19 protein-coding genes, 1 tRNA gene and 1 CRISPR repeat array are annotated in these 20,020 nt (G+C 41.2%); of the genes, 11 read left to right on the top strand and 9 right to left on the bottom strand.

The features are described 5' to 3' along the window. Positions 1 to 28: 28 nt before the first annotated feature. Together TERMP_RS03430 and hjc are read right to left on the bottom strand one after the other, a co-directional pair. On the bottom strand, positions 29 to 1,573 hold the full coding sequence (locus TERMP_RS03430; RefSeq protein ID WP_013466963.1) for a COG1470 family protein: 1,545 nt from the start codon (positions 1,571 to 1,573) through the stop codon (positions 29 to 31). Beyond that, on the bottom strand, positions 1,566 to 1,970 hold the full coding sequence (gene hjc / locus TERMP_RS03425; RefSeq protein WP_013466962.1) for a Holliday junction resolvase Hjc: 405 nt from the start codon (positions 1,968 to 1,970) through the stop codon (positions 1,566 to 1,568). The genes TERMP_RS03430 and hjc overlap by 8 nt, the downstream gene beginning before the upstream one ends. Positions 1,971 to 2,060: 90 nt before the next feature. On the opposite strand from hjc, the gene TERMP_RS03420 reads away from it, so the two are divergent. From TERMP_RS03420 to TERMP_RS03410, 3 genes are read left to right on the top strand one after another with little or no spacing between them, the layout of a single operon-like run. Beyond that, entirely contained in the window at positions 2,061 to 2,585 is a 525-nt protein-coding gene (locus TERMP_RS03420) for a gamma carbonic anhydrase family protein (RefSeq protein ID WP_013466961.1), read from the top strand. Between the two features lie 6 nt (positions 2,586 to 2,591). Next, complete coding sequence (gene uppS / locus TERMP_RS03415) at positions 2,592 to 3,392, top strand: polyprenyl diphosphate synthase (protein WP_013466960.1); 801 nt, start codon at positions 2,592 to 2,594, stop codon at positions 3,390 to 3,392. Further along, on the top strand, positions 3,382 to 3,561 hold the full coding sequence (locus TERMP_RS03410; protein ID WP_013466959.1) for a hypothetical protein: 180 nt from the start codon (positions 3,382 to 3,384) through the stop codon (positions 3,559 to 3,561). The genes uppS and TERMP_RS03410 overlap by 11 nt, the downstream gene beginning before the upstream one ends. Before the next feature lie 123 nt (positions 3,562 to 3,684). Here TERMP_RS03410 and TERMP_RS03405 read toward each other — a convergent pair. Both TERMP_RS03405 and nikR read right to left on the bottom strand, forming a co-directional pair. Next, positions 3,685 to 3,761 (bottom strand) — tRNA-Thr (locus TERMP_RS03405). A 42-nt stretch (positions 3,762 to 3,803) separates the two neighbouring features. After that, complete coding sequence (nikR, locus tag TERMP_RS03400; RefSeq protein WP_013466958.1) at positions 3,804 to 4,223, bottom strand: nickel-responsive transcriptional regulator NikR; 420 nt, start codon at positions 4,221 to 4,223, stop codon at positions 3,804 to 3,806. 113 nt (positions 4,224 to 4,336) lie between these two features. On the opposite strand from nikR, the gene TERMP_RS03395 reads away from it, so the two are divergent. Beyond that, positions 4,337 to 6,403: a hypothetical protein gene (locus tag TERMP_RS03395; protein ID WP_013466957.1), complete on the top strand. Its 2,067-nt coding sequence runs from the start codon at positions 4,337 to 4,339 to the stop codon at positions 6,401 to 6,403. On the opposite strand, the gene TERMP_RS03390 is transcribed toward TERMP_RS03395, so the two are convergent. Genes TERMP_RS03390 through TERMP_RS03380 form a run of 3 tightly spaced genes read right to left on the bottom strand, consistent with a single transcriptional unit; the run spans position 6,361 to position 7,677 of the window. Then, entirely contained in the window at positions 6,361 to 6,891 is a 531-nt protein-coding gene (locus TERMP_RS03390; protein ID WP_013466956.1) for a flavoprotein, read from the bottom strand. The two genes, TERMP_RS03395 and TERMP_RS03390, sit on opposite strands and share 43 nt — an antisense overlap. A 4-nt stretch (positions 6,892 to 6,895) precedes the next feature. Further along, the gene (locus TERMP_RS11250; RefSeq protein ID WP_013466955.1) at positions 6,896 to 7,279 is read right to left on the bottom strand and encodes a HEPN domain-containing protein; all 384 of its coding nucleotides are present in this window, start codon (positions 7,277 to 7,279) and stop codon (positions 6,896 to 6,898) included. Further along, entirely contained in the window at positions 7,252 to 7,677 is a 426-nt protein-coding gene (locus TERMP_RS03380; RefSeq protein WP_013466954.1) for a nucleotidyltransferase domain-containing protein, read from the bottom strand. The genes TERMP_RS11250 and TERMP_RS03380 overlap by 28 nt, the downstream gene beginning before the upstream one ends. Positions 7,678 to 7,766: 89 nt before the next feature. Between TERMP_RS03380 and TERMP_RS03375 the strand changes: the two genes are divergently transcribed. Both TERMP_RS03375 and TERMP_RS03370 read left to right on the top strand, forming a co-directional pair. After that, positions 7,767 to 8,219 (top strand): HAD family hydrolase, encoded by a 453-nt coding sequence (locus TERMP_RS03375; RefSeq protein WP_013466953.1) that lies wholly within the window; start codon positions 7,767 to 7,769, stop codon positions 8,217 to 8,219. Positions 8,220 to 8,222: 3 nt separating this feature from the next. Continuing rightward, positions 8,223 to 8,840, top strand: a complete 618-nt coding sequence (locus tag TERMP_RS03370) for a YigZ family protein (RefSeq protein ID WP_013466952.1) — start codon at positions 8,223 to 8,225, stop codon at positions 8,838 to 8,840. Between the two features lie 13 nt (positions 8,841 to 8,853). Here the strand turns inward: TERMP_RS03370 and TERMP_RS03365 are convergent, their stop codons facing one another. Continuing rightward, positions 8,854 to 11,532, bottom strand: coding sequence for a DEAD/DEAH box helicase (locus TERMP_RS03365; RefSeq protein ID WP_013466951.1), 2,679 nt, complete (start codon positions 11,530 to 11,532; stop codon positions 8,854 to 8,856). 475 nt (positions 11,533 to 12,007) lie between these two features. On the opposite strand from TERMP_RS03365, the gene TERMP_RS03360 reads away from it, so the two are divergent. The 4 genes from TERMP_RS03360 (at position 12,008) to rnhB (ending at position 17,224) form a co-directional block, all read left to right on the top strand. Next, positions 12,008 to 13,780, top strand: a complete 1,773-nt coding sequence (locus TERMP_RS03360) for a ribosome biogenesis/translation initiation ATPase RLI (RefSeq protein ID WP_013466950.1) — start codon at positions 12,008 to 12,010, stop codon at positions 13,778 to 13,780. A 478-nt stretch (positions 13,781 to 14,258) separates the two neighbouring features. Next, a CRISPR array of direct repeats spans positions 14,259 to 14,832; the repeat unit is 30 nt; unit sequence GTTCCAATAAGACTCCAAGAGAATTGAAAG. 100 nt (positions 14,833 to 14,932) lie between these two features. Then, complete coding sequence (locus TERMP_RS03355) at positions 14,933 to 15,721, top strand: metal ABC transporter ATP-binding protein (RefSeq protein WP_013466948.1); 789 nt, start codon at positions 14,933 to 14,935, stop codon at positions 15,719 to 15,721. Next, on the top strand, positions 15,718 to 16,539 hold the full coding sequence (locus TERMP_RS03350) for a metal ABC transporter permease (RefSeq protein ID WP_013466947.1): 822 nt from the start codon (positions 15,718 to 15,720) through the stop codon (positions 16,537 to 16,539). Before TERMP_RS03355 ends, TERMP_RS03350 begins: the two co-directional genes overlap by 4 nt. Positions 16,540 to 16,549: 10 nt before the next feature. After that, positions 16,550 to 17,224, top strand: a complete 675-nt coding sequence (gene rnhB, locus TERMP_RS03345; RefSeq protein ID WP_048159742.1) for a ribonuclease HII — start codon at positions 16,550 to 16,552, stop codon at positions 17,222 to 17,224. Here rnhB and TERMP_RS03340 read toward each other — a convergent pair. Continuing rightward, positions 17,172 to 18,812, bottom strand: coding sequence for a dolichyl-phosphate-mannose--protein mannosyltransferase (locus TERMP_RS03340; RefSeq protein WP_237702858.1), 1,641 nt, complete (start codon positions 18,810 to 18,812; stop codon positions 17,172 to 17,174). The genes rnhB and TERMP_RS03340 overlap by 53 nt on opposite strands. 77 nt (positions 18,813 to 18,889) lie before the next feature. On the opposite strand from TERMP_RS03340, the gene TERMP_RS03335 reads away from it, so the two are divergent. Continuing rightward, a complete protein-coding gene (locus tag TERMP_RS03335) occupies positions 18,890 to 20,020 on the top strand; it encodes a 50S ribosomal protein L11 methyltransferase (protein WP_013466944.1) in 1,131 nt (376 codons plus the stop codon).

The raw sequence follows: 20,020 nt of genomic DNA, 5'->3' as shown, positions 1-20,020 counted from the left end.
TGTGCTCGACGAGAAATTAAAAACAGAATCAAAGCAAAACCTGCAAAAATGCCTCTTCTTCAGGCCCAAGCTCTTCAATTTCCCATACCACTTTATTGCCATCAATGCTGACTTTGCCCTTTGTAGCCCTTGCATCAACTGCATTTATCACCTTCTCATATCTTAAGTTTTTAATACCTCTCAGCTTGGGAGCTTTGACTTTAACAAAGTAGTACTTATCAAGTTGCTCTTCAAGTATTATTGGCATGAAAAACGCTACATACGATGTAGTCCCAAAGAGCACTGCAGAAATGACGAAGATTATAGGCAGGTAACCATAGCCCCTTTTCGGCTGCTCAATCTGGGTTGGTGTCTCATTAAGCTGGATTGGTGTCGGAGTTCTTGTCGTGGTTATTGTTATGGTTGTCTCTTTGGGCTTTGGTTTTTCAGCAGTTATACTTATCTCTGCTCCTATGTACCTTGAGCTCTCAGCCTTCACTGTGATCAATCCATATCCTGTCTCATTTAAACTTATTTCTGCTCGTCCGTTCTCATCTGTCACCGCATAAACCCTGCCGTTTGGTCCGATCGCTTCAATGCTGACATTTGAGATTCCCTTCCCAGAAGCATCTCGGGTATATAAAATCAACGTCCCATTTTTCTGCTCCCAGCTGATGAACAGCTTTTTAACCTCAACAAAGGTTTCAACGATTCTTCCGTCAAGATTTAGCTTTATCTTGTAAACCCCAGGTTCTTTGGCTTCGTATTTGACAAGTCCATATGGATCAGTTTTAAAAAGCACTCCTTCAATTTCGACTGGTACGTCCTTAACCCCATTCCCTTCTTTATCCACAACCCTCACATAGATTATGCCATTCTCAAAGTATGCTTCATAGGTAAGGTTTCTTCTGTATACTAAAAAGTTCTTTGTGATTGTCTTTGTGATTCCAGCAAACTCTGCTCTTAGAATTATCGTATATTTTCCAACATCAGGTTTTGGAAGAAACAGAGTATATGACCACTTATCCTGGGGATTTATGTATGTTACCCAAGAATCTTTTTTCAGCAAGCCCTCCTCGGAATACAGTTCATAACTTATTGTTCCAACTATAACTCCATTTGAAAGCGACTTTACGATAAGTGTAGCCTCAACATCACTGCCATAGAGGTATCTGTCCTTAACTTGGATGTCAAGCTTATAGTCAATGACCGTAAGGACTCTCACCTTTATTGGCTTTTCAAAAAGAAGTGCACCAACACGACCGACAATTTTCAGATCATATGTTCCGGCTCTTGCATCATCTTTGATATAGATGGTAAGTTCAACAGTGGTGTTTTGATTGGGTTCAAGCTTAGATATTGCTGCCATTGTGTACTGGAAGCCCTTAACGGGTCCAGAAATATACACAGTTATGTTGTAAGCAGTCTCATTTCCAACATTTCTAACCGTAACAGGAATTTTTATGATATCTCCAGGTCTACCTTCGAAGTATTCCTGCGAAACGCTTATTATGATTAACGGCTGAGCTTTCACCAGCGGAACAATGGGAAACATCAATACCAAAATTATAGCAATAGCAGGCCATTTATTCACGCTTAATCACCTCATCCAGGGACATTTGTTTTCCGACTATTTCATCAAACCTTAACCCTTTATACCTTGCATCTCTCAAGCTTATTTTATAGTTTTTGCCGCTTTTTGTAAGCTGATTCGGATAAAAAAAGTACCAGCCGTTGCTTATGAACTTCACCGCAATAATCGCTTTACCTCCAAATTTTTCTGCAAAATTCATCAGCTTGTCTACATCCTCTGCATTAACATAGAGTTTTTCCCCTTTAGTGCTTTTAACTTCAATGCAGAAGTAAAGCTTCCCATTTCCAGCAACTATATCAACTTTTTTGCTTCCAGCAGAGCGGATAACAGCAAAACCCTCCTTTTCGAGCATCTTAATGAGCTCCCTTTCGGCACTTGCCCCCTTTCTATACCTCATACTACCCCCTCAATTTTCCACAGTTATCAGTTAAATTATGTCTGGTCAAGATTTATAAGTTCTGCCGGAAAGTTCAGTGTGGTGGTGAAAATGGCAATTTATGAGTTTGAGGGAAAGAAGCCTAAAATCCATGAAAGTGCTTTTGTTGATGAAAATGCTGTTATAATAGGGGATGTTGTTCTTGAAGAAAAGACCAGTGTTTGGCCATCAGCTGTTCTCAGAGGAGATATTGAGCAGATTTATGTCGGAAAAGGTTCAAACATCCAAGATAACGTCAGCATACACACATCACATGGACAGCCGACAATAATTGGCGAGTATGTGACCATTGGACATAATGCGGTTGTTCACGGAGCAAGGATTGGAAACTATGTAATCATAGGGATGGGTGCTATTGTCCTTGACGGAGCAAAGATCGGCAATCACGTTATCGTTGGAGCTGGAGCATTAATTCCACCAGGAAAAGAAATCCCAGATTATAGCTTGGTCATTGGAGTTCCAGGAAAGGTGGTCAGACAGCTCAGCGAGAAAGAAATTGAGATGACCAAGAGAAATGCTGAAATTTATATAGAACTTGCTGAAAAGCACCTTAGAGGCAGAAGGAAAACAAAGTGATGCCGAATGTTAATTTACAGGGTGATCTCCCACATTCCCCATATTTTATTTAAGCCAGTTTATGATTTGTATGAGCGCTATCTTCTGGAAAAGGTAAAGGCTAATGGCAGGATTCCCAAACATGTGGCAATTATCATGGATGGAAACAGGAGATGGGCCAGGAAGCTTGAGAAACCTCCTTGGTATGGACATCTCTTTGGCTCTAAAAAGCTTGAGGAGATTTTAGAGTGGTGTAGGGAGCTTAACATTAAAACTTTAACTGTTTATGCGTTCTCTACTGAAAACTTCAAAAGGAGTCCTGAAGAGGTCAATGCCCTTATGAATCTTTTCGAGCAGAAGTTTAAGGAACTGGTTCATGATGAGAGAGTCCATAAGTATGGCATTAGAGTTAACGTGATTGGGAGGAGAGAGCTTCTGCCAGAGAACGTGAGAAAAGCCGCTGAGGAAGCGGAAAGAGCTACAAGAAAGTACAGCAATTATATTCTAAACATAGCTCTGGCGTATGGTGGGAGAAGTGAGATAGTTGATGCCATAAAGAGAATTGTTGCCGATATCGAAGATGGAAACATAACCAAAAAGGACATTGATGAGGAGCTTTTGAAAAAATATCTTTATATCCCCAATATGCCCGACCCTGATATCGTTATAAGAACCGGGGGCGAGATCAGGATAAGCAACTTTTTGCTCTACCAAATTGCCTACAGCGAGCTCTTCTTCGTTGATGTGTACTTCCCGGAGTTCAGAAAAATAGATTTTCTCAGGATAATTAGGGAGTATCAGAAGAGGGAGAGACGGTTTGGGAAATGATGAGGGTGAAGGGACAATTAAGAATAAGCGCTATATCCTCTTTCCCTTTTTCTTTGGGCTTGCTTACGGTGTAGGCATATTTTCAGTCTGGTGGATATTTAGATTGGGAAGATACCTTCCTGATATTCTTGACAACCTGATAGTGATATCCGCTAATCTCGCTCCATAAGCTTTTATCGTCTCTGTAAAGGGAGGTAACAAAACTGAATTAGTGAGGGTGAGCAAAGTGTTCTGACTTCAAGCTTGGAGCACAGCAAACTTTGATCAAACTCTTCGTTAGAAAAAGTTTGTATGGAGCCGGGACCGGGATTTGAACCCGGGATCTGGGGATTACGAGTCCCCCGCCCTACCGAGCTAGGCTACCCCGGCACCCAAGAAAAGATGAGAGAGGGTTGACTTATAAGCTTTTCTTCAGACAAGCTCCCTACCCGTTGTTGTCATAACAAGCTTTCCATGCTTAACTCCCTTGAGGCTTATAAGTCTCTCGGCAATTTTCTTTATCCTTGTGGCTTTTCCTTTAACAACCACAACTTCAAGACAGTTGTGCTCATCCATGTGGACATGCAAACTTGATACAATTTCATCAATATAGTCGTGCTGCAAATCCAGGAGCTCCTTAACCACCTCAGCTTCGTCATGGTTGTAAACTATTGTAATTGTTCCAGCAACCTCCTCATCACCAACCTCCCATTCATGCCTCACAATAAAGTCCCTAATCAAGTCCCTAATAGCTTCGCTTCTGTTTGTGTATCCTTTTTCATCAATAATCTTGTCGAATTTCGCAAGCAAATCTTGTGGAATAGAAACCCCAAACCTCACGATCTTCTTCATAACACCACCAAAATAGCTAAACCTAAGGTAATATTTAAAGATATTTCAGCTCAGCAAATATGTCCAGAAAAGTTGATAAGGTAACAGACCCATTTTACAAATAGGGAAATGTTATGCAGATTGACTTACGTAAAGCTGGATTAATCCTGATTGTGATATATGTTCTTGCCCTCATGCTTGCGTTTCGACCCCCTCAAGTTAAAAAGCCTGTTGTACCGGTAAATACATACTCCCTTGAGTCAGACTATGAGTACATTGCAGAACAGCTGGGATTTCTAAGTGACGGGAAAATAAGTGAAGGGGAGCTTGAGATTATAGAAAAGGTATATCCTGTTTATAAATACCATACATCACTCTTTGAAGATGTCGAAATTACCGACACGGAAAAATTTGCAGAACTGTGCTGGCAAGTTACCCAAACCCTAAATTCAGTGCCCCTTGCTCTCAGAGATGATATGCTGAGATTCCTCTTTTCAGATTCTCCATACACCTTGGAAGAGTTTTCTAAAAAGGTGCAGATCTTCAATGCTCAGGTTAGGGAGTTCGTGAATGTTTATTCTACCCTCCCACCACATATCCGCACTGGGATAGAGAACTCGCATTATATATACCAAGTAAGAAGCTTAACTGAATACATTCAGCTGATTAAAGAGCTCAGCATGTCTTTATCTGGACTGCCACCAAAAATCGTTAATGCTATAGACAACATGCAGGGGCTTTTTGGCGGATTTGAACCATATGAGATTTCTGAGTTTATTTCGGGGATAAATGCAGTTAGGCATGAGATGCTGTCAAACACAACTTACAGAGAGTGGTTTATAAGGAATGCTCATAAATTCGAAATCTCTAAGGTATATAATACATGGACTGAATTCCAGAAAGAGCACATAAACGATAGAACTCCGCCAAGAATGAGAGGTAGAGTAGAGAGTCTGCCCTCAGGTGCTGTTGAAGTATCCTTAACTATTGAAGATAACGCAAATCCGCCACGTCAGGTTAGAATCTTTGTAAACGGAAAAGAAAAAAGCAGCACCAAAATAAATACGGAGTCTCTGAGCTATACGCACGTCATTCAGTTCCCATTAAAATGGGGGAACTATACCATAACAATAGAAGCCTACGATGCAAAAGGAAACAAGAACTCCATTAGTCTTGTACTGGCTCATTACCCTCTGGTATTCCCCATATACTTTAACGGAAAAGGACGGTATTGGTTTCAGAATGCCCAGCTATATACAGAGTCACAAATTGAATACATGTGGAGAAAAGCTGCTGAGTTTAAACCCCTGCAGGTCTATGAAGCTGTTTACCCGGATTTGGGCTTCACTCGTTATCATAAAATAAAACTTGACGGTGCCATGAAATTTTTTTACGACGATGCAAAGCGTAAGCTCCTCAACTACTACAAAAAACCAGTTCCTTTTTACTCGATTACTCCCCTCCATATTGCATATTTTGTGAACATTTACGTCCATTCTTATGACGTGCCAATAGTGGGAACACTGGAATCGGGAATATGCGGATATGACGGAGAGACCGAGGTAGTTTTCCTGAACAACCTTTTCATGGACTTCAACATAGACGCATGGGCTATTCAAATCCCCGCAAGTTTAAGCGGAGGGAAGCTTGACCACTCCGAGGTTATCGTTATATGGAGAGTTCCTTTATTGATCGGGAGCAGTTATAGAGCATTTTATGTTCTTGGTCTTGATCCCTATCCCAAGATTCCAGAGCATATATATCCTTTTGAACCAGATTGGCCTAAAAAATATTCCAGAGAAACCATTGAACTGATGGCTCTTGGGCTGATCCCATACAGACCGGATAAGTTTGCATTAAGAGAATTTTACGAAAGATTTGGAATCAAAGTTACTCCTGCATATCCACTTAAGGACATATCCAAAGAGTTCATAACGGGGTATGAATTTTTTGCCTCTTACATAAGCTTTCAGATAAGCGATGCATACATGAAAAAACTACTTACGATGATTACTCACGGAGATTTATCAATTCTTAACGAGCTTAACAAACTTGAAGCCGCCAGATCCCTTTGGTATCGCCTTGATGGGCATAATTTATATTCAGGACCAGGCTACTCTCCAGATTACGTTTACATTGACAGCGATGGGAACTTTTATTATGTCCATAGAAATCGCTCCAAAGCCTTTTCAACCTCATAAGGATGCTCCAAAATTATAACTCCTTCTCTCTTCAGTGCTCTTAGGTGTTCCAAATCAACTTTTCTAACATATATCTTGAAAATCTGACCATTTGGGGCTTTAGTTTCGACAACGGGCTTTGAGTCAGTTGGAACCAATATCAGTGGAACCCTGCTCTTCAAAGCTTGGGAAGCACAGCAAGATAAGAGGGAATCAGCGATTCCGAGTCTAATCTTGGCAACGGTGTTTGAAGTTGCGGGAGAGATAATGAATACATCAAATCTCTCCAAGTTAAAGGCGCCACATGAGGGAAAGGAAAAGCCCTGTTTAGATTCCTTAACAAGAGGAAACTTTTCAAGCCTATCAAAAAGTTTGTACATTTTGGCAACTTCCTCGCCCGCTCTTGATAAGAAGATTTTAATTTCGTGCTTATCCTTCAATTTCTCGAGAATTTCAATACTTTCCTTGAGGAGATGCCCTGCTCCGCTGATCCCCCAAGCAATCCTCATATAATCACCCTAACAGTCCTTTAATTCTCTTAAAAATCTCTTCCGCTAAGTAAATTGCCTTTTGGACTTCAAAATCCTCAAATGGCTCTATTGGTTTATCCCAGTATCTTCCATAGAAATAACCCTCTTCAAGTCTATCTAAAAATTCATCGTCCAACAAAAGCTCCCTAATTTCCTCAAACTCCCCAACTAAATCCCTCAGAAACATCAAATCATGGGTTCTGACGTATTTGCCAGCTTTTTCTTCAAGGAGTAGTTTTAGGCTTTTTTCTATTGCTTGCTGGCAGTGAAATATTGCCATCTCATAGTACCCTTTTTCATATGCACTCTTTGCCAAGTCAATATCTGCTTGAATAAGCCTCAACTTATAAGCTCTGCTAACTCCCATCTAACCACCCTTTTTCCATGTTTTTCTATGAACTGAAGTTTTCGTTCTTTTGCTCTCTTCTTTATTTCTTCCTTTTTTTGTTTCCATTTTCCTGTTGAGTAAATCTCCTTTCCAAATGCCACTGCAATATATACAACACCTTTGTTGAGGTCACTAAACTCACAAATGTTCAGATCAATGTATTTGCCAAGTTTGTATCTGTATTTGATCTTTAGCCTCCTAATTTCCTTGAGTTCATCTTTGGAAGTGTTATCGACTACTACAAGAATATCAATGTCTTCAAAGCTTTCAGAAGTCAGAACAGATCCAAAGATTATAACTGCTACTAACCGCTCCCCCAACAATTTTTCTAAATCCCTTGCAAAATTCTTTAGCTCTTCTATGATTTCCTCATTCATTTTTCTCAAGTGAACTAACATATTTTCGAAATTTAACTTTTTCCCAAAAGGCTTAAGACCCTTTAAACCCTTCTCTCAGTGGTGATAATATGACAATCGAAGTCCCAAACTACGGGAAAATTGAAGCCAGAGCAGTTGTTTTTGACTTAAACGGAACTCTGGGAGTTGAAGGGAGAGTAAGCGAGGAAGTCAAGAGGCTTCTTGAAAGGCTCAGCGAGAAATACATCGTAGTTGTTTTAAGTGCAGATACCTTTGGGACATTAGAAGAGGAGTTCAAAGGCTTAAACGTCAAAATCGAGCGCGTTAGGGATGGCAATGACAAGCTTGAGAAGGCAATGAAGTATGAACCGTACATTGGAGTAGGCAACGGCAATAACGACGTTAGAATGCTTGAAAATGCTGAATTAGCTTTCTGTGTGGTGGGTGAAGAAGGAGCAACAGTTGATGCACTTTTAGCAAGCGATATAGTGGTTAAAGACGTTAAGGATGCAATAGCAATGCTGCTGAATGAGAAGAAGCTGATAGCGACGCTGAGAGGATGATATATGAGTTATAAAACACTCAGAGGCATAGGGACTGCTGAACTTGTTATTAAGAAGTCTGTCTTTATAGGCTATGCATCTCCGGCGAACTCGGAGGAAGAAGCAAAGGCATTCATAGCCAAGATAAAGGCACATCACAGAGATGCAGCTCACAATGTTTCTGCTTATCTGATAAATGATGGTAAAAGCTTTGCCCTCCGTTATGACGACGACGGCGAGCCCAAAGGTTCTGCTGGAAAGCCCGTCCTTAAGGTCATTCAAAACAAAGGACTTAGCAATGTCGTCGTTGTGGTTACGAGGTACTTTGGAGGCATAAAACTCGGATACGGTGGATTAGTTAAGGCTTACAGTGATGCAGCAAGTTTAGCGATTGAAAACGCGGGGATATCTGAGATTTTCGAAACAGAGCGCTTTGAGACAGTATTTCCTTACAACCTTTACCATACAGTCAAGGAAACTGTTGAGAAAAACGGTGGAAAAGTTGTTGACGAGGAATATGGAGAGCGTGTAAGGTTCACAGTGGAAATAAGAAAAGGTGAAGCTGGGTCTCTCATGAATCTTTTAATCGAGAAAACACGGGGACGGATTAAATTAAGGCCCCTTTTCATGAGGAGTATTTAAAGGATTATAATGCTCACTTCAAAACCCCCTCCCAAATTTTCATCGCCTGCCACTTGTCTAAGAACTCGTTGAATGTTCCACATTTAGGCGAATAAACACAAAGCGGGCATCCATCTATACATTTACAGCTCTTCAAGTGCTCAAAGCTTTTTTCCATCAACTTTTCTGCATTTTCATAGAGTATCTCTGCTAATCCAAAGCCTCCCTCATTTCCATCGTAGATGAAGACTATCGGCTTCCCTATGTGTGGTGGATTCGGAAAGCTCTCATAACTGTAGCCACCAAGCTCTCTGCTGTCAACGTAGGTAAAGATTGGGGCAATTTTTATCATGTTGTGCTCTATTGCATGCAATCCGTTCCCTATGCCGTCTTTGCTGTCAATCATTTTCTTTATAGCTAATGCAAGCTCATCATCTTTACTCTTTGCTTTCTCAAGAACATCTCCAATTGTTTTTCTTATGTAGTAGGTTGTAGCTCCTAAAAGCTCCGGAAAGAGCTTCCTCCTATCCAAACGCTCATAGATGGAAAACGCCAAATCTCCTTGATCTTTCTCAAGTGCTATCCTAAAGAACTTATGGAATTCCTCTCTGGCAATCTCTCTAATCTTATCGGGAAACACAAGCCAGATGCCATCAGTTTCAAATTCTCTTTCCAGAGGCTCATCAAATTCAACCTTGGCGAACTTTTCCCAGTCGAGGATTTCCCATTCTTCATCGCTCAGTTCCGTAAACTCAAACCCTCCAACAAGAGGTGCATAAATTTCACCTTTCAGAATACCCTCTTCTCTAAGCTTGATCAGCTCTTGGAGGTAGAGATGTGTATCTTTTCCTTTCACAGCAAAGCCCCAATACCTATGCTTAACTTTGAGCCGGCCAATATAGATTTCAGCATCTTTGAACTGCTTTTTCTTGTAGATCTCAAGAATTTCAACTTCTTCACGCTTTGAGGCAAAAGTTTCAACTTCCCAAAATCTATTAAGCTGCTTGGCAAAGATGAAGTGGAATTTTCCAATTTTCAGCTTATCTTTAGCCATGTAAAGCTCTCCTCTTGAGAAGTATGCCATTCCCGGCAGTAATGAGCGATAGTACTCTGGGTTGTCAACCTCTTCAATGAGGTAACCTTTAAGCTTGAGCCAGTTTATGAAGCGCAGAAGGTCGCTTAAGCTTTCTTTTTCCAGTAGCTTATACCTTATCCACGGCTCATCTAAAACCAAGAAGTAACTTTCATCACTTGCCGTTCTGATTGATGAATAGCTAAAAGCTGGTCTTAAAATTCTAAGCTCCTTCTTCCCAGTTAGTGGGTTTTCGTAGAGTTTAGCCTTTTTCTCCTTTATCAGCTCTTCAGCTACGGCTTTTTCGAAATCGTTCAGCTCATCCCAGTCAAGGACTTTAAGCTCGGTCAGGAGGTAGTGAAGATGCTTTTTGACAACCAAGCGATTCTTCAAATTAACGGGCATATATTCGATTATTCCTTTCTCCAACCGCTCAACAAGCTCATCTAAGTGCTCTTTGTAGTAATAGTCCAGACCGTTCTTTCTAAGAACAATGCCGTTTATTGCTTCCCTCTTTTTTAAACGTCCAGCTCTTCCGAAGCGCTGGATTAAAGAAAACAGTCCATCTGGTGGAATTCCATAGTTGATGACGGCATCCAAGTCTCCGATGTCTATACCAAGCTCTAAAGCATTTGTTGTTAGCAAAACCAAAAGCCTTCCTTCTTTAAAGTCCCGCTCAATTTCCCAACGGATGTTCTTGGGAAGGGTTCCTTTGTAAGTGGATGTTTTGTAAACAGCTGGTGATGAAAGCAGAAACCTCATGAGCTTCTCAGTTCCTTTCCTTGAATCAAAGAAGACAAGAGTTTTAACCCCCTTCTCTGCCAATTTCTCAACTACGGCTCTCAAAAGCTGCATTTCATTCAGCCTTCGAGGTTCGAAGAGAATTAGATAGCGCTTTGGAAATGGATTTGTTGCCCCTGTAACAGCTTCAAACTCCAAACCAAAAAAGTCCTCAGCAAACTCTTTCGGATTTCTGAGAGTTGCAGAGAGGGTTATAATTTGAGGTTTTGCACCTAAACGCTTTAATGCCTTTAGCAACCGTCTGAAGACGTAAGCGGCATTTGTCCCAAAGACCCCTCTGTAAACGTGAAGCTCATCAACAACCAAATACCGCAAATTCTTTAAAAGCCATTCGTAGTCTTTCAAATTCCTTAAGATGTTGTAGTGGAGCATATCTGGGGTTGTGAAGATGACTCTGGGCTTTTCTCTTAAAATTATCCTTCTCTCGTTCCACTCAACATCTCCCGTTAAAATCTTTGCATTCACCATTTTCTTTGTTATCTGAAAGAAGTGGAAGTTCTCAAGGGAAAATTTCTCATACTGGTTGTTTATTAAAGCGCGGGTTGGATAGATCAGGAGATAAGTGTGCTGAGGGTTTGAAAGGTAGTTATCAAAAATAGCCAACCTGAAGATCTCACTCTTACCGGAGGCTGTAGGAGTTGTTACAACAATGTTTCTTCCAGAATAGAGTTTTTTAAGCGCTTCAACCTGATGCTTATACAGCCTAAATCCCAAGTTCTCCACGAGCTGATTTATTTCGGGATTTTTAAATGCAAACTCTCCATATATCCCCTCTTTTGGTGGGAACTCCCTAACTGAAACTATTTCGCTTTCAAGATTGCTGAAAAGTTCTTTTATCATGTGTCTAATTATACCCGAAGAAGAAATAAATTTTTGGGAAATTCAGATCTGACCTCCTCCCCGCCGTGAAGGGGTTCAACCCCTCGCCATTGGCGGTTCGGTTTGCGGGCCCATCACCTACTCCCGTTGCCAGTTTCAGCTCAGCCCCCAGGGACGGTCTCGCCCCCATTACCCCTACCGGCAAAACCGGATTGGGGTTATCGCCTCCCAAACACTAACTGCCCAAAAGGGCAGTTTTCAAAGGACGCCTGTCGGCGTCCGTTTCAGGGGCACGGTGAAAGCCCTTCAAGAGAGCTATCCCTGAAAGGACTCTCTCAGAGTCTTTACTACTTTAAAACTTAAAAGGCTTTCGGTGATTTGAACGGCAGACTCAAGAATATCACACCCCCGCCCTAAAGGGCGAAGCTTTCGGAAGGCAAGGTAAGATATCGCAACATTTTAAACCCTTTCTGAAAACCATAGACCGGTGAGAAAAATGAGAGTTGCGGTCATTGATTATGATAAGTGTAACCCTGACAAGTGCGGTCACTTCCTCTGTGAAAGGGTTTGTCCCGTCAACAGAATGGGCGGAGAGGCAATAATAATAGACGAAGAAAATTACAAGCCGATAATTCAAGAGGCATCATGTACGGGCTGTGGAATCTGTGTGCATAAGTGTCCTTTCAATGCAATAACCATCGTGAATCTTCCAGAACAGCTCAGTGAGGACTGTGTTCACAGATACGGCGTAAATGGATTTGTCCTCTACAGGCTGCCAGTAATTAAAGAGGGTATGGTAGTTGGAATTTTGGGGCCAAATGGTATCGGTAAGACAACAGCTGTTAAAATCTTAGCAGGCCAACTGCTCCCAAACCTCTGCGGCGACAACGACAGCTGGGACAACGTGATTAAAGCCTTTAGAGGAAATGAACTCCAGAACTACTTTGAAAAGCTGAAGAATAAGGAGATAAAACCCGTTGTAAAGCCCCAATATGTGGACTTAATCCCCAAAGTAGTTAAAGGAAAAGTGAGGGATTTGCTTAAGAGAGCGGATGAAAGAGGGCTCTTTGATAAAGTGGTTAAAGAGCTTGAACTGGAGGGTATCTTAGATAGAGAAATCCGGCAGTTGAGCGGTGGTGAGCTGCAGAGGGTTGCAATAGCTGCGGCAGTGTTGAGAGATGCTCATTTTTACTTCTTCGACGAGCCCTCTTCGTATCTCGACATAAGGCAGAGGCTGAAGGCAGCGAGGTTGATAAGAAAACTTGCTGCAGAAGGCAAGTCAGTTTTAGCTGTAGAGCACGATTTAGCAGTTCTTGACTACCTAAGCGATATTATCCACGTAGTTTATGGTAAACCAGGAGCTTATGGTATATTCTCAATGCCAAAGGGAACGAGAGTTGGGATAAACATATTCCTCGACGGTTACCTTCCAGATGAGAACGTCCGCTTTAGGCCGTATGAAATAAGGTTCACAAAGCTGAGCGAGAGGAAGAGTCAAACAGGAGAAGTTCTGGTTGAGTATCCATCTTTAGTTAAAGACTATGGAAGCTTTAGGCTGGAAGTTGAAGGCGGAGAACTGTATAAGGGAGAAGTGGTTGGCATAGTTGGGCCAAACGGAATTGGTAAGACCACCTTCGTGAAGATGCTCGCTGGAGTTGAGGAGCCGACAGAAGGAAAAGTTGAGTGGGAGCTCAAAGTAAGCTATAAGCCTCAGTACATAAAAGCAGACTATGAAGGAACTGTGTTTGAGCTTTTAAGCAAGATTGATGCATCAAAACTCATGAGTAGCTTCTACAAGACCGAACTGCTGAATCCCCTTGGCATTCCAGAGCTGTATGACAGATCAGTGAATGAGCTCAGCGGCGGTGAGCTACAAAGGGTTGCAGTAACTGCATGTCTGCTTAGAGATGCTGACCTCTATTTGTTGGACGAGCCTTCAGCTTATCTCGACGTTGAGCAGAGATTGGCAGTTTCAAGGGCAATAAGGCATCTGATGGAGAAGAATGAGAAGACGGCATTAGTTGTTGAGCACGATGTTTTGATGATCGACTACATAAGCGACCGCTTGATCGTCTTTGAAGGTGAACCGGGTAAATTCGGTAAAGCGACAAAGCCAATGGGTATGAGAGAGGGCATGAACCGCTTTCTTGCTTCTGTTGGAATCACATTCAGAAGAGACCCCGACACCGGAAGGCCGAGGGCAAATAAAGAGGGCAGCGTTAAGGACAGAGAGCAAAAGGAAAGAGGAGAGTACTATTATGCCGACTGAAAAACTTTCGCTTCTCATTATCTTCTCTGTTTTTGTAGTTTTTGACTGTTAACTCTAATTAATTTCAAAATGAGGGTTTGTGAGTGGTTTGGATGTTTTTAGTAATTGTTTGTTGTTAAATTACTTTGCGTTGCAAATTTTTGTTAAAATTGTAACGTTTTGAATGTACACATTTGGATTTAGGATCTTTGGGACTTCTTTGGTATGCTTTCCTCATGGAAATTTGACCATTTTAAAATTAAAAGCCAATAAAGTTAGATTTTTGGATTTTAAAGCGTGAGAAGGTTTTGGAAGTGCTACGGGCATTGTTGTGCATCGGCTGGAATCATAAAAGGAACCGCCAATTGGGGTAGTGGAGTGATATCAGTACGCTAATTAGAGGGTTATCTTGGCTTTGTTATTGACCCTTCGACAAAAAGCTTTTATAATTCAAGAGTTCTTATACTCTTATTGGGGAAATAAGGCAAAATCCCGCCCTGTTCCAATAAGACTCCAAGAGAATTGAAAGTGAATCTTTGATTGAGTTCCTTGAGCAGCAGCCGATTCCAGTTCCAATAAGACTCCAAGAGAATTGAAAGAGGGTGTTAGGGTTAGGACGGGTGTTGGTGTTAGGAAGTTCCAATAAGACTCCAAGAGAATTGAAAGTATTTTTCTATTTTAGTGCATCTTGGGCCATCCTCCGGTTCCAATAAGACTCCAAGAGAATTGAAAGACATTCACAATCCCTGAGAACACGATTTACGAGCTAACGTTCCAATAAGACTCCAAGAGAATTGAAAGCTGAGCGGAGTTGCGAACCTTGGAGATATTCTTGCAAGTTCCAATAAGACTCCAAGAGAATTGAAAGATCGGACTGATTCTGATTGGAATATTCTTATTCATGCAGTTCCAATAAGACTCCAAGAGAATTGAAAGCCGTGTACGGAAGAAGCGAGGAACGAGCCGAAATGCCGTTCCAATAAGACTCCAAGAGAATTGAAAGATTATTGATGAAATTGCTCCTCCAACAGTCCCTATTACTCGTTCCAATAAGACTCTAAGAGAATTGAAATATACTTCACGCTTTTGCAAGCTTTTGTGTAGTAAACAAACATTTTTAAAGTACTCTTGTCTTACAGACATTTAGGTAAGCCTAAATTCTGGGGTGAGGGTATGGAAGCAGTAATATCAGAGAATGTCAGCATTTACTATGGGAACTACGAAGCAGTTAAAGGACTAACCTTTAAACTCCATGAGGGTGAAACTCTGCTCCTAATGGGGCCCAATGGTGCGGGGAAAACAACTCTACTCAGAACATTGGCTGGATTCCATAAAGAATACACTGGAAAGCTGTCAATTTTTGGTAAACCGCCGCATGAATCTAAAGACTTAATCTCTTATGTACCTCAAAGCCATTACCTAAATGAGAGAGTTCCCCTTACAGTGCTTGAAGTCGTTGCAATGGGGCAAATCTATAAAAAAAGTTTTGTACACTTTAAAATCCCAAAGGAAATTCTAAAATCCGCAGAGGAGGCACTGAGCTTTGTTGGGCTGGAGAGTATAAAAGATAAGCTTTTCAAAGAGCTCAGCGGAGGACAAAAGCAGAGGGTTTTGTTAGCAAGAGCGTTGATCTCCAATCCGAAACTCCTCCTCCTGGATGAGCCCCTCTCTGCGTTGGATCCAAGCGCAAGAGCTGAAGTTGCAGGTATCTTAAACAAGATAAAGAAAGAAAGAGGCATTACAATGATAATCACGACTCATGATGTTAATCCTCTTACAGAGATCGGCGACAAAGTCATGCTTCTTAACAGAGAACTTATTGCATTTGGAACACCGCCTGAGGTTCTCAGGGACGAAATAATAAGCAGGGTCTATGGTTCACTATCAAAAGCAGTGAGAGTTGGGGACAAATTATACTGCATCATTGGAGATGTGCACATCCACAGGGGTGAGAGAAAGTGATTCCGGAATACCTACTAAGGGCACTTTTTGCAAGCATGATGATAAGTGTTCTCCTTGGCATGCTCAGTCCCCTAATCAACATGAAGGGTCTGGCTTTTCTGACTCATGCAACATTCCACTCCCTTCTCTTTGGAGCAGTGCTGGGAATGATTTTGGGACTCTTAGTTGGCAATCTTGGTATAATTGTGTGGGTTGCTCTCGTTGTGACAGTTGTTGTTGTTATCATAATAGCAGAAATTGAAAACAGAGGATTTACAAGCGATACTGCCATTGGAATAATTTCAAGCTTTGTTGCAGGAGCAACAGTTCTTGGCTTTGGAATTCTCTACAAAGTCACAGCATCAAAACCGTATTTTGCTCTTTCGGAAAGCATAGTTGCTTATCTCACTGGGGAAGTTTTTTTGATAACAATCTCTGATCTGGAAATGTTAATCTTTGGCGGTTTTTTGCTCTTCCTGCTTATGTTCCTTCTCTATAGGGATTTCCTTTATGTAAGTTTTGATCCTGAGGGAGTGGAAAGCTATGGAGGGAATGTTAGAGCGTATCTAATGATACTTTATATCATTGTAGGCGCAATTGGAGCATTGATAGTCAAAACAGTTGGCTTAATAACGCTTCAAGTTGTTGCTGTGCTTCCCGGTGCAATTGCAATGATGCTCAGTGATGATTTAAGAAAAATCGTGGGTATAAGTCTCTTTCTGACACTTAGTATTGAAATTCTGTCGATATTTTTGGCATATGCTACCAACATTCCTCCAAGCGGAATAGCAACTATTTTATTGGGTGTGATTTACGGAACGTTAGTATTCAGGAAATGAGGTGTCAAGAATGAAGCTTGGAGGAATTGATGAAGCAGGAAGAGGGCCGGTTATAGGTCCTCTCGTCATAGCAGCAGTTGTAATTGATGAGAAAAACTTAAGCAAGCTTGAGGCTCTTGGAGTCAGAGATTCCAAAAAGCTGACACCAAGGAGAAGAGAAAAGCTGTTCAATGAGATAATTGAACTTTTAGACGATTATGCAATTATTGAGCTGAGTCCGGAGCAGATAGATGAAAGAGAAGGAACGATGAATGAGTTTGAAATTGAAAATTTTGTTCGAGTTCTTAATTCCCTAAAAGTGAAACCCGATGTCCTCTACATTGATGCCGCCGACATAAAGGAGAAACGTTTTGGCGAAATAATTGGGAAAGGCCTGAACTTCTCCCCAAAAATAATTGCTGAACATAAGGCTGATGCTAAGTATCTCCCAGTCTCTGCTGCATCAATTTTAGCCAAAGTCACGAGAGATAAAGCAATTGAGAAGCTCAAAAAGCAGTACGGTGAAATTGGCTCTGGTTATCCAAGCGATCCAAGGACGAGAAAATTTCTTGAGGAGTACTACAAAGAGCATGGCGAATTTCCGCCCATAGTTAGAAAGAGCTGGAAGACCTTAAGGAAAATTGAAGAAAAGCTTAAGGCTCAGACTCAAAGAAAGCAGAAGAATCTTCTTGATTTTCTGAAGTGAACTCTTGAGGTTCTTTCTCTTCGGTTTTAGCTTTCGTAGTTTTTTGAATAAATTCCTTCTGAATTAGCCGAACAATTGGATCTACAATCTTCAAAATCCAGCCCCAGTAAAACTTCAGCGATTCCTCAAAGTACTCCCATTTTATCAGTTCATACGCCATAACCCCAAGTGTCACAGCCCCAGCTGGGACGAGAGGAGTTGCATAAAACGAAAACTGTGTTTTTCCACCGAGAACCCACTGGAGAGCATAAAACCCAATTGTTGACCAAAAGATGCCAAAGGGTATAAGGATTTTTCCCCTCTTCTTGGCGGCATAGGGAATAGCGAATATGAAGACTATCATCGAGAGCATTAGAATTGGATCAGTGGCTGCAAAGACATCGGGGTTGTAGTGAAAGGGGAAAGGCTTTAGGCTTATGAACCACTGCCAGAAAGGTGAATTTGCTGGATGTTCACCTTTAAAGCTCAGATGCCATGAAAAGCTTGCTATGAACTCCTCAATCCATCTCTGAAAGCCGATTGCCATTATTATTGGAATTTCCGGGATTAAAAAGGCAATTCCTGGGAGCACAAAGAGAATCAGGAGGTATCGCTTAAGGCTCATCCTATCTTTTAGTGCCTTTATCACCAAGACGGGATAAGGAAATGCACCGTTGAGCTTTGCTGCTGCAGCTAAGCCGATTGAAATGCCACTCAAAGGATAATCACCAATAACCATCACATACATAAAAATTGCAGTGAATAGAGCAACATAAATGTCAAGCATTGCTGCCAGTGAAGTAGCATACAGCAGAGGGTCAAAGGCAGAGAATACCAGGGCAATAAATGCCGCCAGGTAGCTTCTCGTAATTTTTAATGCCGCGAAAAATACGAGGAGGTTAATTATTACATGGGCAATTAAGCCAGGCAGACGCCAGAATACTGGTTTGTCTTGGATTAACATGCCCAGCATTATGAAATCTTTTGCCAGAAACGGATGCTCAGTGTTAAGGTAATTCTGGATGCCTTCTTTATCAGGGTACCGAAAACCTGGGATTACATCAACACCTTCAATCTTTTTTACGTCTTTAACAAATCTGCTGAAATTGCTCTTTGGAATCTCATAGTATACGGCTGGAAAATTCGTATATGGGGTGTACTTTGTGTAGTTGTATTTTTGGGCAATCTGCCAAATCTTAACTTTCATAAGGTCAACATTGTATTCTTGAGAAAAATTAAATGGAATGTATTCAACCTTTATCCCAAGTTTTGAGACAAAATCCGGGACCTTTGGAGGTTCAGCTGCAGTATAAGTTCTTAGAATTGTAAACCTCCAAAAAGAAACCTTCACTTCTCCCTTAACTTCAGGTTCAGTGAGAAATACTATGTTAACACCTTCACTTCCAGTAGTTTCATTGATGTAATGGACATCAATTCCTAAGCGGTGTAAAACGTTTCGAGAAGCTGAAACGTACCAGACTTCATCACCAATATAATCATATAAACCCTCGCTTGAAGCTTGCTTGTATGTGTAGTAAAATGTTCCAACAATGATGAGAGCGAGCAGTGCAAAGTAGAGCTTTTCTCTTCTCTTCATTTCTTCTCCCATCTTTTCTTTTCTTTTCTGCTTTAAACTTTTTCGCAAAAATTTAAAAGAGTCCATCCTAAGGAAATAGCGGTGAGAGAATGGAAGAGTATATTGAACTTGCAGTTGAGATGATAAAGAAAGGGTTTGATGAGAGAAAGATTAAAGCGAGACTTCCAAGAGAGAATGCTGACGAGATAATCGAGATAGCGAGAGCCAGAATTAGGGCTAAAGATAAATTCTCAAGAAGGGATTTATGGATGGATTTAGAAGGGCTGAGGTATGCTACTCATGAGGCAGTTGCCGAATACAGGGCTAAGAGGGTAAAGCCAGAAAGCATAGCTGATGTGAGCTGTGGGATTGGTATACAGCTTATCTTCTTCGCTAAATATGCAGAAGAAGCCTATGCAATTGATATTGATGAGAGGAAGCTGTTTTATGCAATGAAAAACGCGGAGAAGTATGGCGTTAAAGAGAAGATAAAATTCATTCATGGTGATTCCTTAAGTGAGGAGGTCATAAAGCAGGTAAATGCGGATGTGATATTCTCTGACCCCGCTCGTCCACCAGAAATGCCCGAAAGGAGGCTGGAAGATTTACTTCCAAGTCCCCTCGAGATTTATGAAGCTTACAAGCATAAAACAGATGCATTTATATTCGACCTACCCCCACAGATTAGGCGCGAAAAAGTCCCCTGGAAAGGCGAATTTGAGTATATTGACTTATACGGACAGCTGAACAGATTAACTTTCTACTTTGAGCCCTTAGCAAAAGCTGAACGCTCTGCAGTGCTCTTGCCAAAAGGGGTTAGGCTTGAAAGCAATCCAGATCTTGAAAACATCATCGAATGGAGCGAGCCTAAGGAATATCTCTATGAAATCCCCCAGAGTATTGACTATGCTGATTTAATAAACGAGCTATTTCACACAGTCAAGGGCAAGCTTTACATGTTATTAAGAGAAAAACGCCGTGTATTAGCAACCAGTGATGATGAAATCAAAAGCGAGTACTTCAAAAGGGCTTATGTCATTACCGGAATCGTTAAGTTTCACCCTCTCAGAATTAATGAATTCCTGAGGAGAGAAGGATTTGGGAGGGCAACGCTTAGAATTTCGATACCCGATAGCGAATACTGGCGCTTTAGAAGAAAAGTTGAGAATAACTTGAAGGGTGAAAGGAGGGCATATATCTTCCAATATAAAGATAAAGCCATAATTGCTGAGCCCATCTGA

This window comes from Thermococcus barophilus MP (assembly GCF_000151105.2).
Lineage (GTDB): Archaea > Methanobacteriota_B > Thermococci > Thermococcales > Thermococcaceae > Thermococcus_B > Thermococcus_B barophilus.
This window is presented reverse-complemented; position numbering and strand designations above follow the sequence as displayed.

Coding starts and splice junctions, on each gene's coding strand:
- hjc (WP_013466962.1), bottom strand. CDS start 1,970: ATGAGGTATAGAAAGGGGGCAAGTGCCGAAAGGGAGCTCATTAAGATG.
- TERMP_RS03420 (WP_013466961.1), top strand. CDS start 2,061: ATGGCAATTTATGAGTTTGAGGGAAAGAAGCCTAAAATCCATGAAAGT.
- uppS (WP_013466960.1), top strand. CDS start 2,592: ATGTTAATTTACAGGGTGATCTCCCACATTCCCCATATTTTATTTAAG.
- nikR (WP_013466958.1), bottom strand. CDS start 4,223: ATGAAGAAGATCGTGAGGTTTGGGGTTTCTATTCCACAAGATTTGCTT.
- TERMP_RS03395 (WP_013466957.1), top strand. CDS start 4,337: ATGCAGATTGACTTACGTAAAGCTGGATTAATCCTGATTGTGATATAT.
- TERMP_RS03390 (WP_013466956.1), bottom strand. CDS start 6,891: ATGAGGATTGCTTGGGGGATCAGCGGAGCAGGGCATCTCCTCAAGGAA.
- TERMP_RS11250 (WP_013466955.1), bottom strand. CDS start 7,279: ATGGGAGTTAGCAGAGCTTATAAGTTGAGGCTTATTCAAGCAGATATT.
- TERMP_RS03380 (WP_013466954.1), bottom strand. CDS start 7,677: ATGAATGAGGAAATCATAGAAGAGCTAAAGAATTTTGCAAGGGATTTA.
- TERMP_RS03375 (WP_013466953.1), top strand. CDS start 7,767: ATGACAATCGAAGTCCCAAACTACGGGAAAATTGAAGCCAGAGCAGTT.
- TERMP_RS03370 (WP_013466952.1), top strand. CDS start 8,223: ATGAGTTATAAAACACTCAGAGGCATAGGGACTGCTGAACTTGTTATT.
- TERMP_RS03365 (WP_013466951.1), bottom strand. CDS start 11,532: ATGATAAAAGAACTTTTCAGCAATCTTGAAAGCGAAATAGTTTCAGTT.
- TERMP_RS03360 (WP_013466950.1), top strand. CDS start 12,008: ATGAGAGTTGCGGTCATTGATTATGATAAGTGTAACCCTGACAAGTGC.
- TERMP_RS03355 (WP_013466948.1), top strand. CDS start 14,933: ATGGAAGCAGTAATATCAGAGAATGTCAGCATTTACTATGGGAACTAC.
- rnhB (WP_048159742.1), top strand. CDS start 16,550: ATGAAGCTTGGAGGAATTGATGAAGCAGGAAGAGGGCCGGTTATAGGT.
- TERMP_RS03340 (WP_237702858.1), bottom strand. CDS start 18,812: ATGGGAGAAGAAATGAAGAGAAGAGAAAAGCTCTACTTTGCACTGCTC.
- TERMP_RS03335 (WP_013466944.1), top strand. CDS start 18,890: ATGGAAGAGTATATTGAACTTGCAGTTGAGATGATAAAGAAAGGGTTT.